The sequence below is a fragment of the Pseudomonas sp. G3-19 genome, assembly GCF_054855875.1.
Genome location: NZ_JBMPIQ010000003.1, coordinates 2,530,948 through 2,544,033, shown reverse-complemented (window position 1 = coordinate 2,544,033; position 13,086 = coordinate 2,530,948). Strand labels below are relative to the sequence as shown.

General features: G+C 61.7%; 12 protein-coding genes and 1 pseudogene. 9 read left to right on the top strand and 4 right to left on the bottom strand.

Going from position 1 to position 13,086, the window contains the following annotated elements; genetic code table 11:
* The 8 genes from ACOYXI_RS11730 to ACOYXI_RS11695 all read left to right on the top strand — a co-directional run bounded on the left by ACOYXI_RS11730 (window position 1) and on the right by ACOYXI_RS11695 (window position 7,096).
* Complete coding sequence (locus ACOYXI_RS11730; protein WP_007968953.1) at window positions 1–348, top strand: DUF4389 domain-containing protein; 348 nt, start codon at window positions 1–3, stop codon at window positions 346–348.
* Window positions 345–797 (top strand): phosphohistidine phosphatase SixA, encoded by a 453-nt coding sequence (sixA, locus tag ACOYXI_RS11725; RefSeq protein ID WP_134787095.1) that lies wholly within the window; start codon window positions 345–347, stop codon window positions 795–797. The genes ACOYXI_RS11730 and sixA overlap by 4 nt, the downstream gene beginning before the upstream one ends.
* A gap of 202 nt (window positions 798–999) precedes the next feature.
* The gene (locus ACOYXI_RS11720) at window positions 1,000–2,655 is read left to right on the top strand and encodes an AMP-binding protein (protein ID WP_098965069.1); all 1,656 of its coding nucleotides are present in this window, start codon (window positions 1,000–1,002) and stop codon (window positions 2,653–2,655) included.
* 31 nt (window positions 2,656–2,686) lie between these two features.
* On the top strand, window positions 2,687–3,130 hold the full coding sequence (locus ACOYXI_RS11715) for a hotdog fold thioesterase (RefSeq protein WP_134787093.1): 444 nt from the start codon (window positions 2,687–2,689) through the stop codon (window positions 3,128–3,130).
* A gap of 276 nt (window positions 3,131–3,406) precedes the next feature.
* Window positions 3,407–4,213, top strand: a complete 807-nt coding sequence (locus ACOYXI_RS11710) for an alpha/beta fold hydrolase (RefSeq protein WP_134787092.1) — start codon at window positions 3,407–3,409, stop codon at window positions 4,211–4,213.
* Window positions 4,210–5,064: an alpha/beta hydrolase gene (locus tag ACOYXI_RS11705; RefSeq protein WP_461674860.1), complete on the top strand. Its 855-nt coding sequence runs from the start codon at window positions 4,210–4,212 to the stop codon at window positions 5,062–5,064. Before ACOYXI_RS11710 ends, ACOYXI_RS11705 begins: the two co-directional genes overlap by 4 nt.
* A gap of 115 nt (window positions 5,065–5,179) precedes the next feature.
* Complete coding sequence (locus ACOYXI_RS11700; RefSeq protein WP_225135960.1) at window positions 5,180–5,986, top strand: DUF4892 domain-containing protein; 807 nt, start codon at window positions 5,180–5,182, stop codon at window positions 5,984–5,986.
* A 69-nt stretch (window positions 5,987–6,055) separates the two neighbouring features.
* The gene (locus tag ACOYXI_RS11695; RefSeq protein WP_027612318.1) at window positions 6,056–7,096 is read left to right on the top strand and encodes an AI-2E family transporter; all 1,041 of its coding nucleotides are present in this window, start codon (window positions 6,056–6,058) and stop codon (window positions 7,094–7,096) included.
* A 219-nt stretch (window positions 7,097–7,315) separates the two neighbouring features.
* Here ACOYXI_RS11695 and ACOYXI_RS11690 read toward each other — a convergent pair.
* The 4 genes and pseudogenes from ACOYXI_RS11690 to ACOYXI_RS11675 form a co-directional block, all read right to left on the bottom strand.
* A pseudogene (locus ACOYXI_RS11690) lies at window positions 7,316–8,575 on the bottom strand (IS256 family transposase).
* A gap of 545 nt (window positions 8,576–9,120) precedes the next feature.
* The gene (gene xopAW, locus ACOYXI_RS11685; protein WP_461674859.1) at window positions 9,121–9,975 is read right to left on the bottom strand and encodes a XopAW family type III secretion system calcium-binding effector; all 855 of its coding nucleotides are present in this window, start codon (window positions 9,973–9,975) and stop codon (window positions 9,121–9,123) included.
* Between the two features lie 234 nt (window positions 9,976–10,209).
* Window positions 10,210–11,259, bottom strand: coding sequence for an ATP-binding protein (locus tag ACOYXI_RS11680; protein WP_225135956.1), 1,050 nt, complete (start codon window positions 11,257–11,259; stop codon window positions 10,210–10,212).
* Window positions 11,259–12,008, bottom strand: a complete 750-nt coding sequence (locus ACOYXI_RS11675) for a response regulator (protein ID WP_041073744.1) — start codon at window positions 12,006–12,008, stop codon at window positions 11,259–11,261. The genes ACOYXI_RS11680 and ACOYXI_RS11675 overlap by 1 nt, the downstream gene beginning before the upstream one ends.
* Before the next feature lie 295 nt (window positions 12,009–12,303).
* Between ACOYXI_RS11675 and pyrF the strand changes: the two genes are divergently transcribed.
* A complete protein-coding gene (pyrF, locus tag ACOYXI_RS11670; protein ID WP_047295723.1) occupies window positions 12,304–13,002 on the top strand; it encodes an orotidine-5'-phosphate decarboxylase in 699 nt (232 codons plus the stop codon).
* Window positions 13,003–13,086: the final 84 nt, after the last annotated feature.

Below are 13,086 nucleotides of genomic sequence, written 5' to 3'. Positions count from 1 at the left end.
ATGAACGATCCGAAAACCGAAGCCAAGTACGAATCCATTCTCCTGCGGGTGCTGTGGATGATCGTCTACGTGCTGGTCTGGCAAGTGGCGCAGTTCATCCTCGGCGCCGTGGTGCTGGTGCAACTGATCTATCGTTTGATTTACGGCGCGCCGAGCGCCAGCCTGATGAATTTCGGCGACAGCCTGAGCCAGTTCCTCGCGCAGATCGGCCGCTTCGGCAGCTTTCACAGCGACCAGAAACCCTGGCCGTTTGCCGACTGGCCAACCCCGCGTGCCCCGGAAGGCGAAGCACCGCACGCCGTGCCACCAGCGCCGCATCCGGCCCGCGATGAGGAACCCAAGCTATGAAACTCTGGGTGTTGCGTCACGGCGAGGCGGTGCCTTACGGCTCGTGCCCTGACTCCGAGCGGGCGTTGACCGAACACGGTCGCAAAGAAGCGTTGAGCAGCGCCGCGCAATTGATCGGCCAGCCACTGACGGCGATCTACGCCAGCCCTTATCTGCGCGCGCAACAGACCGCACAGATTGTCCGCGAGGCGCTGGGGTTCGAGCCGGAGATCCGCACGGTCGGCTGGCTGACGCCGGAGAGCGATCCGGACAAGGTAGCCGATCAACTGGTGTCGGTGAGCGATGTGCTGCTGGTCAGTCACAACCCGTTGGTGGGCAATCTGCTGAGCTATCTGCAGCATGGCGCCGGATATCCGCCGGAGAAGGTCGGTACGGCGGGGTTGGCCGAGCTGGAAAGCCCTGAGCTGCTGATCGGCTCGATGACCCTCAACAGTCTCAAGCACCCCTGACGCTGATTCCTTGTGGGAGCGGGCTTGCTCGCGAATGCGCTGTGTCAGTCACTGTAAATGTCACTGATAGACCGCATTCGCGAGCAAGCCCGCTCCCACAGGGCCCTCATTTTCAGTTGAAATTATTTGTTTGAATTTTCCAACCAAGCACTTGCTTGGTTGACTACGCTTGCTCCAGACCCAAAAAACAGGAGCGAGTCGCATGTCTGCCGCCTTCCGTTTGCCGCTGGATATGTTTTACGAGCGTGAGGCCCGGCACCCGCGCCAGCGCTTTCTGGTGCAGCCCATCGGCGGCGGGCAGGTCGAGACCCTGACCTGGGCCGACGTCGGTCATCAAGCGCGTTGCGCCGCGCACTGGCTGCGCGCCCGGGAATTACCGCAGGGCAGCCATATCGCGCTGATCTCGAAAAACTGCGCGCACTGGATCATTGCCGATCTGGCGATCTGGATGGCCGGGCACGTCTCGGTGCCGCTGTATCCCAACCTGACCGCCGACTCGGTGAATCAGGTGCTGACGCATTCGGAAAGTGTGCTGGCGTTCATTGGCAAACTCGATGACTGGCCGGGCATGTCGGTCGGTGTGCCGGCGGATTTGCCGACCATCAGCCTGCCGCTGCACCCGCCCGGCGAGTTCGATTTCAGTTGGGATGACCTGCAAAAAAGCTCGCCGATCCAGGATGATCCGCGTCCTGCGGCGGAGCAACTGGCAACCATCATCTACACCTCCGGCACCACCGGGTTGCCCAAAGGCGTGATGCACAGCTTTGCCAATCTGGGGTTCGCCACGACTCGCGGCACGCAACTGTTCGGGCTTAACGAGCAAGACCGGCTGCTGTCGTACCTGCCGCTGTGCCATGTCGCCGAACGCATGTTCGTTGAGCTGGCCTCGATCTACACCGGGCAAACCGTGTTCTTTGCCGAAAGCCTCGACACCTTCATCACCGATCTGCAGCGGGCGCGGCCCACGGCGATGTTCGGCGTGCCGCGGATCTGGACCAAATTCCAGATGGGCGTGTACGGCAAGATTCCGGCTAAACGCCTGGATTTCCTGCTCGGCCTGCCGTTCCTTGGCAAGCGGGTCGGGCACAAGGTGCTGGCCGGCCTGGGCCTTGATGCCTTGCGCGTCGCCCTGTCCGGCGCGGCACCGGTGCCGCAGACCTTGCTCAGTTGGTATCAGAAACTCGGCCTCGATGTGCTGGAGGTGTATGGCATGACCGAGAGTTGCGGCTATTCGCACATCTGCCTGCCGGGCCAATACAAACAGGGCTGGATCGGCAAACCGTGCCCGGAGGTCGAGGTGCGGATCGACGAGTCCGGCGAGGTGCAGGTGCGCAGTCAGGCGAACATGCTCGGCTATTTCAAGGAACCGCAGAAAACCGCCGAGACCCTCACCGAGGACGGCTTCCTGCGTACCGGCGACAAGGGTGAGCAGGATGCCGAGGGGCGCTTGCGCCTGACCGGCCGGCTCAAGGAAATCTTCAAGACCAGCAAAGGCAAATATGTGGCCCCGGCCCCGATTGAAAACCGGCTGGCGGTGCACTCGCGGATCGAACAGGTCTGTGTTGTCGGCGATGGCCTGAGTGCGCCGCTGGGCTTGTGCGTACTGTCGACGGTCAATCAGGAAGAAGGGCGGGCCAGTCTGCATTCGAGCCTGGAAAAACTGCTCGAAGAGGTCAACGCCGTGCTCGACAAACACGAGCGCCTGCGCCGGCTGGTGGTGGTCAAGGACAGCTGGGCGGTGGAAAACGGTTTTCTCACGCCGACCTTGAAGATCAAGCGCAACGTCATTGAAGACACCTACGGCGCGCGGTTTGAAGAATGGAGCGCGCGCAGCGAGGCGGTGCTGTGGCAGGATTGAGTGACCACCAAAACAACAAAGGAAGCCTGCGATGAGCTTGTGGCGCACCACTCCGAACATCGAGCAGTTGAACGCAATCCAGAAAAACACCATCGGCGAAGTGCTGGATATCCGTTTCGAGTCCTTCGACGAGGAATCGCTGACGGCGAGCATGGTCATCGACCACCGCACCCACCAGCCTTACGGTCTGCTGCACGGCGGCGCCTCGGTGGTGCTGGCGGAAACCGTCGGTTCGATGGCCAGTTATCTGTGCATCGATGCCAGCAAGTTCTACTGCGTGGGGCTGGAGATCAACGCCAACCATTTGCGCGGTTTGCGCAGCGGGCGGGTGACCGCGGTGGCCAAGCCGATTCACATCGGTCGCACCACGCATGTCTGGGATATCCGCCTGACCAGTGACGAGGGCAAGGCCAGTTGTGTGTCGCGTTTGACCATGGCGGTGGTGCCATTGGGCGAGCAGCCGCCCTCACCCTAACCCTCTCCCGGAGGGAGAGGGGACTGATCGGGCTGGATGTTCGAGTTGCGCCGACCTGAGCTATCGAGCCGAGTTCAGGTTTTGAAATTCATGCAGATCAGCTCCCTTTCCCCCCTCGCCCCCTTGGGGGAGAGGGTTGGGGTGAGGGGGAAGCGATCTCCCTGAAACACCATCATGCTGTCCGGACTGTCATCATTCCTGGCAGTTACGGTCATTGCTCAGGGCCGCGCTCTTGCGGACAATCAGCGGCATGTTTCCGCTCATGGATAAACCTGCATGTCGCAACCGATCTTTTTCGCCCACGCCAACGGGTTTCCCTCGGGCACCTATGGCAAGTTGTTCGCGGCGCTGGCGCCCGAGTATCGGGTCGCGCATCTGGAACAGCATGCCCATGACCCGCGTTTCCCGGCGGACGATAACTGGTACAACCTGGTCGACGAACTGATCCACCATCTGCAGCAACAGGATCAGCCGGTGTGGGGCGTCGGCCATTCGTTTGGCGGTGTGTTGCACCTGCACGCGGCGTTGCGTTGCCCTGAGCTGTATCGCGGCGTGGTCATGCTCGACTCGCCGGTGCTGACCCGCACAGACCAGTGGGTGATCCGCGCGGCCAAGCGCTTCGGCTTCATCGACAAACTGACCCCGGCCGGACGTACGTTGGGGCGGCGCGAAGAGTTCGCCGATCTCGACACGGCGCGCAGCTATTTTGCCGGCAAGACCCTGTTTCGCGGTTTCGATCCGGAATGTTTCGATGCCTACCTGCAACACGGGCTGCATGCGGTCGGCGACAAGCTGCGTCTGCGCTTCGACCCCGCCACCGAAATCAGTATCTATCGCGGCGTGCCGCACACCAGTCCGGGCCGCACGCGCCAATTGCAGGTGCCGCTGGCCGTGGTGCGTGGCCACAAGAGCCGCGTGGTCATGCGTCATCACAGCCGATTCGTCGGGCGCCTGCCGCAGGGTGAAGCGCTGAGCATGCCCGGCGGGCACATGTTCCCGCTCGAGCGTCCGCAAGACACGGCGCGCCTGCTCAAAGAGCTGTTTACGCGCTGGGAGCGCCGCCAACAGAAGGATTGCGCATGAACCCGACCTTCGAAGAAGTGCGCCTGAGCCTGCCGCATATCGAACTGGCGGCGCACTTGTTCGGTCCCGAGGACGGTCTGCCGGTGATTGCCCTGCATGGCTGGCTCGACAACGCCAACAGCTTTGCGCGCCTGGCACCCAAGCTCAAAGGTTTGCGCATCATCGCCCTGGACATGGCCGGGCATGGGCATTCCGGGCATCGACCGAATGGCGCCGGTTATGCGCTGTGGGACTACGCCCATGACGTATTGCAGGTCGCCGAGCAACTGGGCTGGAAACGCTTCGGTCTGCTCGGGCATTCGATGGGCGCGATCGTTTCGCTGGTGCTGGCCGGCTCGTTGCCAGAGCGCATCACTCATCTGGCATTGATCGACGGGGTGATTCCTCCTACGGACAAAGCCGAAAATGCTGCCGAGCGCATGGGCATGGCCCTGCAGGCGCAACTGGATCTGCGCGAAAAGCGCAAGCCGGTCTACAACACCCTCGACCGCGCTATCGAAGCACGGATGAAGGGCTTGGTGGCGGTCAGTCGCGAAGCCGCCGAACTGCTGGCGCAACGCGGCCTGATGCCGGTGCCCGGCGGTTATACCTGGCGCACCGACAATCGCCTGACCCTGCCGTCGCCGTTGCGCCTGACGCAGGAGCAGGCGATGGCTTTCGTCCAGCGCATCACCTGTCCGGCGCAACTGGTGGTGGCCGCCGACGGCATGCTGGCCAAACATCCGGAGTTGCTGGAGCGGCTACCCTTTAGCCAGGAACAGCTGGCGGGCGGGCATCATTTGCACCTGAACGATGAGTCCGGTGCCGACCTTGTCGCAGACTGTTTCAATCGCTTCTTCGCCATTCCTTGACTTGCACCGGGCAACTGTCGAGGCTGGGCGGGTTGAAATGGGAGACAAACACGATGGATTTCTATACCGCTGCGCCCCCGACCCGCCAAGCCATGCCGATCCGATGAGCCTGACTATGCGGTCACTCAGTCTGTTGGCGCTGTGCTGTTTCAGTTCCGTTTCGTTCGCCGCCGACGTGCCCGGCAGCCAGGATCTGCAGATCGTGCCGCGTCTGGCCGATGCGCAGATCGTCGACTATCGCACTCCTGTGGAGCTTGAGCGGATCTATCCGCTGGGCTCGATCCGCAAGATCAGCGGCCAGTTGCGCTTTGACGGCCAGGTCACGGCGCGCGGCCAGACCACTTCGGTCACCTACGAGTTGCCGCCTGAGCATTCCGCCACCGAAGCCTTCACCGCCGCCCGCGAAGCCCTGCAAAAGCAGGACGCCGAGTTGCTGTTCTGGTGTCAGGCCCGTGATTGTGGCGAAAGCAGCCTGTGGGCCAATGAAGTGTTCGGCAACTCCAAGCTGTACGGTGCCGATGAGCAACAGGCCTATCTGCTGTTGCGTCTGGCCGCACCAAAGGACAACACCCTGGTGGCGCTCTACAGCATCACCCGCGGTAATCGCAAAGCCTACCTGCATGTCGAACAGTTCGAAGCGGGCGCGCCGCTGGGCGTGTTGCTGCCGACCTCGGCCACGCTGTTGCGACAGCTCAAAAGTACCGGTGAACTGGACTTTCCCAAGCTGACCGGCGATCCGGATGACACCTGGTTACGACTGATTTCCCGTGGCTTGAACCTCGACACCACCCAACGCGTGACGATTGCCGGACCCAAGGCCGAGGCCTGGCGTCAGGCGCTGATCGGTCAGGGGGTACGGGCGGCACGGATGGAGGCGGGGAGCGCCGACGGCTCTGGCCTGCGCATCGATCTGTTGCGGTAAGCTGCATCGGGCGTGCACGCGCGGCGTGTTCGCCTACTCTTTGACCGACTGACTTCTTCGAGACTGTACATGCTCAATAACGATCGGCTGTTGGTGCAAATCCTCCTGCTGGTGCTGTTCGGTGCCAGCCTGTGGGTGATGGCGCCGTTCTGGTCGGCGCTGTTCTGGGGCGCGGTGCTGGCGTTCGCCAGTTGGCCGCTGATGCGTCTGCTGACCCGTTGGCTCAATGGCCGCGAATCACTTGCCGCGGCCATTTTGACCTTGGGCTGGATGTTGCTGGTGGCGGCGCCACTGGTGTGGCTCGGGTTCAACCTGGCGGATCATGTGCGCGACGCCACCGCGTTCATCAAGGATGTGCAGGTCGATGGTCTGCCGGAGGCGCCGGTCTGGCTCGGCAGCGTGCCATTGGTGGGCGAGCGGCTGGTGGGGATCTGGAACAGCATTGATCAGCAGGGCGCAGCGCTGATGGTGTCGATCAAACCGTATCTGGGGCAGGTCGGGAACTGGCTGCTGGCGCGCAGTGCGCAGATTGGCGGCGGGATTCTCGAGCTGACCTTGAGCATTGTCTTCGTGTTCTTTTTCTATCGCGACGGGCCGCGCTTGGCGGCGTTTGTTCACGGTCTGCTGCAGCGCCTGATCGGCGAGCGTGCCGGGTATTACATCGAGCTGGTGGCCGGCACCGTGCAGCGGGTGGTCAACGGGGTGATCGGTACGGCGGCGGCGCAGGCGGTTCTGGCGTTGGTTGGCTTTCTGATTGCCGGGGTTCCGGGGGCGCTGGTGCTGGGGATCGTGACCTTTCTGTTGAGTCTGATTCCGATGGGGCCACCGTTGGTGTGGATTCCGGCCACGGCCTGGCTGGCCTGGAAAGGTGAATACGGGATGGCGGTGTTTCTCGGGATCTGGGGGACGTTCATCATCAGTGGCGTGGATAACGTGTTGAAGCCTTATCTGATCAGCCGCGGGGGGAATCTGCCGTTGGTGATTGTGTTGCTTGGGGTGTTTGGCGGGTTGATTGCGTTTGGGTTTATCGGGTTGTTTATCGGGCCTACGTTGTTGGCGGTGGCCTATAGTTTGTTGACGGATTGGAGCAAGAGTCAGGCTCGGGTTTAGGCGCCTTGGCTTTTTTGGGGTTGTGGGCATATCCGTTGGTTTGGGTGTGGCGGCTGGCGGTTTCGCCCTTACGGCGAGTCACTTTTTACAAACGCCTAAAAAGTAACCCAAAACGCTTGCTCCTACGTTCGGCCCGCTCGCTGGGGCTCGGGGTCCCTGAGAGTGTCAGATTTTTTGTGTGCGGGCCGGTAATGGCCTGCCGTCAGGCAGGCCTTCATTTCACCAGTTCGGCCTGATGAATCGGTCTCCATATAAAACCGCAAACTGATTCATGGCGCTTTTCCAGTCATGGGCGGCGCTGCCCCAGTTGGCGGTGATGTTTTTCAGCGCCAGCCAGATCAGTTTTGTCGCCGCCTCATCGGTTGGAAAGTGGCCTCTTGTCTTGATGATCTTGCGTAACTGCGAATTGATGCTTTCGATCGCGTTGGTGGTGTAGATCACTTTGCGTATCGCGGGTGGGAACACGAAAAATGGGATAACCCGCTCCCAGGCGCGTCTCCAAGCCGCCGCTATCGTCGGATACTGCTTGCCCCACGGCCCCGCTTCGAAGGCGTCCAGAGCCTATTCGGCGACATCGGCATTGAGAGCTTGATAAATCGGCTTAAGGGCCTTGGCCAGTTCACGGCGCTTGTCCCACGCCGCGTAATCAAGGCTGTTGCGGATCAAATGGACGATGCATGTCTGCAGCGTTGTCTCTGGAAACACCGCACTCAAAGCCTCCGGCATACCTTTGAGCCCGTCAGTTACCGCGATCAGCACGTCTTCGACGCCCCGGGTTTTGAGGTCATTGAAGACCTTCATCCAGAACTTGGCACCTTCAGTGTTCTCGATCCAGATCCCCAAAATATCTCGGGTCCCATCCGGCAGCACGCCCAGAGCCAAGTAGATGGCCTTATTGCGAACCACGCCTTCGTCACGGATCTTGACCCGCAGAGCATCGAAGAACATGACCGGATACATGGGCTCAAGCGGGCGTTGCTGCCAGGTACTGACTTCCTCCAGAACCGCATCGGTGACGGAGCTGATGAAGTCATGAGAGACATCTGTGCCGTACTGTTCCGAGAGGAAAGCACGAATCTCGCGAACGCTCATGCCACGGGCATACATGGCGATGATTTTGTCGTCGAAACCCGTGAAACGGCGCTCGTGCTTGGGGATCAGGATCGGGGCGAAACTGCCGTCGCGGTCTCTGGGAATATCCAGACGCAACGGGCCGTCTTCGGTCAGCACGGTCTTGCTGCTTCTGCCATTACGCTGATTACTCGAATCCTCAGGGCGCTCCGCGCCCTGAGGATAACCAAGGTGGTGCCCCATCTCGGCGCCAAGGGCTCGCTCGATCAGCGCTTTCTTAAACGCCATCGCGGCATCCTGAATAGCGTCGGCACTCATCGGGCCGCTGACGAACTGGTCGATCAGCTCTTGGGGAATGGAAGGAAGGTCACGCTGGGCCTCTCGGGCCGGTTTCTTTTTGGTCGGCATACATGCACCTCTGCGACATGTTATGCCCGAACACAAAATTTATGACACTCCCGGGTCCCTTCGCTCCGGGATTGATCCGGGCGCAGCGCCTACGGTTTGCTTCGCTGCACCTCCTCTCGCTGTGTTTGGCTTCGCCAAACGGTCGCTGCGCTCCCACCCCCGGATCAATCCCTCCACTCAGCCTTCCGATGTCGCCCGTAGGTCAAGATCAAGAGCTTTCGGCGAGCTGACACTCGGCCATTGAGTGGGGCGGCTTCGCCGCGTGCGGTGCATACAGTTAAAAATTGTGGGAGCCAGCCTGCTGGCGATGGCGTCCTGACAGCCGACCAATTTCCAACTGACCACCCCCAATCCAACTGTGGGAGCGGGCTTGCTCGCGAAGGCGGCCTTATAGCCGAACAATCTCCAACTGAATGCACTCCATCCAATTGTAGGAGTGAGCCTGCTCGCGAAGAGGCATATCAGGCAACCAGCTTCTCACGGCCACACCCAAATGACCGTTCCCACACCACTGCATGGAAACGATCACTCATCACCCCATCAACTCAAGTCGCCACATTCAGGTATTTGCCCACCGGCGCAGCATTGTCCAGCGAGTACTGCTTGCTCAAGTTGGCAATCATCCGGTTCAGCGCTTCGCTGGTGGTCTGGGTGCTGGCGGTCTGTTCTTCGGGCGGGCGTTCCCGACCTGCCTGTAGCGCCGCTTTCAGTTCGTCGCTGCTCACGCCGCCACTGCTGTCGCTGTCCAGTACCTTGAGCAATGCAGCGCTGGTATCAGTGCTACTCATCGAGGCGCTGTCGCTGCTTTGCAACGCGCTGCTCAGTTCGGTCTCGCTGATGCTGCCGTCACCATCGGCATCCAGTTGGCTGAACAGTTCGTTGCTGGAGGCTTGTTGCGGCGGTGGTGGCGGTGGTGGGGTGAGGCTGGCGGTGAGTTCGTCCTGGCTGACGGTGCCGTCCTTGTTCTTGTCCAGGGCCGAGAAGATTTGGTTGCTGTCGGCGCTGCTGCCGGCGCTGGTCAGGCCGTTGCGCAGTTCGTCACTGCTGATGGCGCCGTCGCCATCGGCGTCGAGGGCGCTGATCAGGGCGTCGGCGAGGTCGGTGTTCGGTGCTTGATCCTGCGGAGGCGGCGGAGGCGCCATCGCGGTCATTTCTTCGGCGCTGAGGCTGCCGCTGGCGTCGCTGTCCAGATCGCCAAATTGTTTGCTCAGGTTGACCAGCAGGCCGTCGTCGGACTTCTGCGACAGGGCACTGTTCAGTTCGTCCTGATCCACCGCGCCGTCGCCGTTGCTGTCGAGTTTGGCGAACAGCTGCTTTTGCAGTTGTTGGCTGCGGGCGTTCTGGGTGGAGGTGCTGCTGGTGCTGGTATAGCTCGTGTAATTGCTGACGCTACCGATCATGGGCTCACTCCTTGGACTGTAAAACCGGTGGGTGTACCGGCTTGTGCAGACTCAAGGGGCAAGATGTCCTGGGTGTTTTGGCTTTGTACCGGTGGGTATACACGACGGAGTGAACACCACTGAAACCTGTGGGAGCGGGCTTGCTCGCGAAGGCGGCCGATCATTCAACACAGAAGTCGACTGACACACCGCTTTCGCGAGCAAGCCCGCTCCCACGGTGGATAGGTGTGTTTCTTAAGTGCGCGGTAGGCGGATGATTGCGGTCAGGCCGCCACCCGGGGTTTCTTCCAGATTCAACTGGCCACTCAAACGCTGCGCTGCCTCGCGGGCGATGGTCATGCCCAGGCCGACGCCGCCGGAGTTGCGGTTGCGCGAGCCTTCCAGGCGAAAGAACGGTTCGAACACCGCCTCGCGCTTGTCTTCGGCAATCCCCGGGCCGTGGTCGATCACGCGGATCAGCAGTTGCTCGCGTTGATCCTGCAGTTCGATGCGTGCCTGTCCGGCGTAGCGCAGGGCGTTGTCCATCAGGTTGTTGATGCACGAGCGCAGCGCCATCGGCTGCACCTGCAGCGGTGCGCAATGGCCGCTGACTTCAACGTCTGCACCTTGATCCTGAGCGTTCTCGCACAACGATTCGACCAGCGCCTGCACATCCATCAACTGCAACGCTTCGCTGGTGCGCTGTTCGTGCAGGTAGGTGAGGGTGGCGTCGAGCATGCCGATCATGTCGTTAAGGTCCTGGCGCATCTGACCTTGCAGTTTTTCGTCGTCGATCTGTTCCAGGCGCAGCTTCAACCGCGACAGCGGCGTGCGCAGGTCGTGGGAGACGGCGCCGAGCATGCGTGCTCGCTGCTGCACCTGTTCACGAATGCGTTGTTGCATCAGGTTGAAGGTGTTCGCGGCTTGTCGGGCTTCACGCGGGCCGGACTCGTCCAGCGGCGGGCTGTCGAGGTTTTCGCTGAGGCGTTCGGCAGCATCGCTCAGGCGCTGGATCGGCCGGCTGAGCAGTTTGGCGCCGTACCACGCAGCGATCATCAGCGAGATGAACTGGAAGGTCAGCGGCACCAGCGGCCCGCCGAACCACGGACGCGGCGGGCGATGGGCGAAACGCGGATCCGGCGGTGGCCGTTGGCCGTCGACGGCCTCGGCAAACTCCGGCGGGGGCGGCGGTGGGGGTGGCCCATAGTGATGAAACCAGGCAAAGGCCAGCAGGTGCGCCAGGACGATCGCCACGAACAGCATGCCAAACAGGCGGCCGAACAGCGTGTCGAAGCGCGCTCGCATCAGCCGATGTCTCGCGCGTCGAACAGGTAACCTTCACCGCGCACGGTTTTGATCAACTGCGGGGCTTTCGGGTCGTCGCCGAGTTTTTGCCGCAGGCGCGACACCAGCAAATCGATGCTGCGGTCGAACGCCTCGATCGAGCGGCCACGGGCGGCATCCAGCAGTTGTTCGCGGCTGAGTACGCGGCGCGGGCGTTCGATGAAGACCCAGAGCAGGCGGAATTCGGCGTTGGACAGCGGTACTACCAGGCCATCGTCGGCGATCAACTGGCGCAGCACGCTGTTCAAGCGCCAGTTGTCGAAGCGGATGTTGGCGCGCTGTTCGGTGCGGTCATCGCGAACCCGACGCAGGATGGTCTGGATCCGCGCTACCAGTTCCCGTGGTTCGAACGGTTTGGCCATGTAGTCGTCGGCGCCCAGTTCCAGGCCGATGATGCGGTCGGTGGGTTCGCAGCGGGCGGTGAGCATCAGGATCGGGATGTCCGATTCGGCGCGCAGCCAGCGGCATAGCGACAGGCCGTCTTCGCCGGGCAGCATCAAGTCGAGCACCACCACGTCGAAATGCTCGGCCTGCATCGCCTGACGCATGGCTGCGCCGTCGGTGACGCCGCTGGCGTGGATGTTGAAACGCGCGAGGTAGTCGATCATCAGCTCGCGGATCGGCACATCGTCATCGACGATCAGCGCGCGGATGCTCCAGCGCTTGTCGTCTTTCTGCTCATCAGTCACGGTGGTCTGGGTGTTGTGCATGGGGCTGTTCATCTGCCAGTAGGCCGCCAACCACAAAGATGGGCTGCGAGGTGGTGGTTTCAGCATAGGCGTCCTGCCGTGAGGCGGGAAGTGCTGATGTAAGGACGTGTTGCGGCTGGCGAGGCTAGCGCGGGCGCTTGTTGGCGGCGTGTCGGTTGTGTATCGGGTTCGACACAATAGCCGCGAGCGCTATGCTGATCACGTTTGCGGCGACGATTTACCGATCATCGGGTGCCGCGCTGGCGCCGCTTCCGCTACAATGCGCGCCGATTTCGACTTGCCTGAGAGCCCATCCATGTCCGCCTGCCAGACTCCTATCATCGTCGCCCTGGATTTCCCCACCCGTGACGCCGCACTGAAGCTGGCCGACCAGTTGGACCCGAAACTGTGCCGGGTCAAAGTGGGCAAGGAACTGTTCACCAGTTGCGCCGCGGAAATCGTCGGCACCTTGCGTGACAAAGGCTTCGAGGTGTTCCTCGACCTGAAATTCCACGACATTCCCAACACCACCGCGATGGCGGTGAAAGCCGCTGCCGAGATGGGCGTATGGATGGTCAACGTGCATTGCTCCGGTGGTCTGCGCATGATGGCGGCCTGCCGTGAAGAGCTTTCCAAGCGCAGCGGCCCGCAGCCGTTGCTGATCGGTGTGACCGTGCTGACCAGCATGGAGCGTGAGGATCTGGCCGGTATCGGTCTGGATATCGAACCGCAGGAGCAAGTGCTGCGTCTTGCCGCGCTGGCCGAGAAAGCCGGGATGGACGGTCTGGTGTGCTCGGCGCTGGAAGCCACCGCACTGAAGTCGGCGCACCCGTCGCTGCAACTGGTGACCCCGGGGATTCGCCCGGCGGGCAGTGCGCAAGATGACCAGCGCCGTATCCTGACCCCGCGTCAGGCGCTGGATGCCGGTTCCGATTATCTGGTGATCGGCCGTCCGATCAGCCAGGCGGCGGATCCGGCCAAGGCACTGGCGTCGGTCGTGGCCGAACTGGCCTGATCAAACACGCAAGATCCAATAATGTGGGAGCGGGCTTGCTCGCGAATGCGGTGGATCAGTCGAAATTGATATCGACTGATCCAC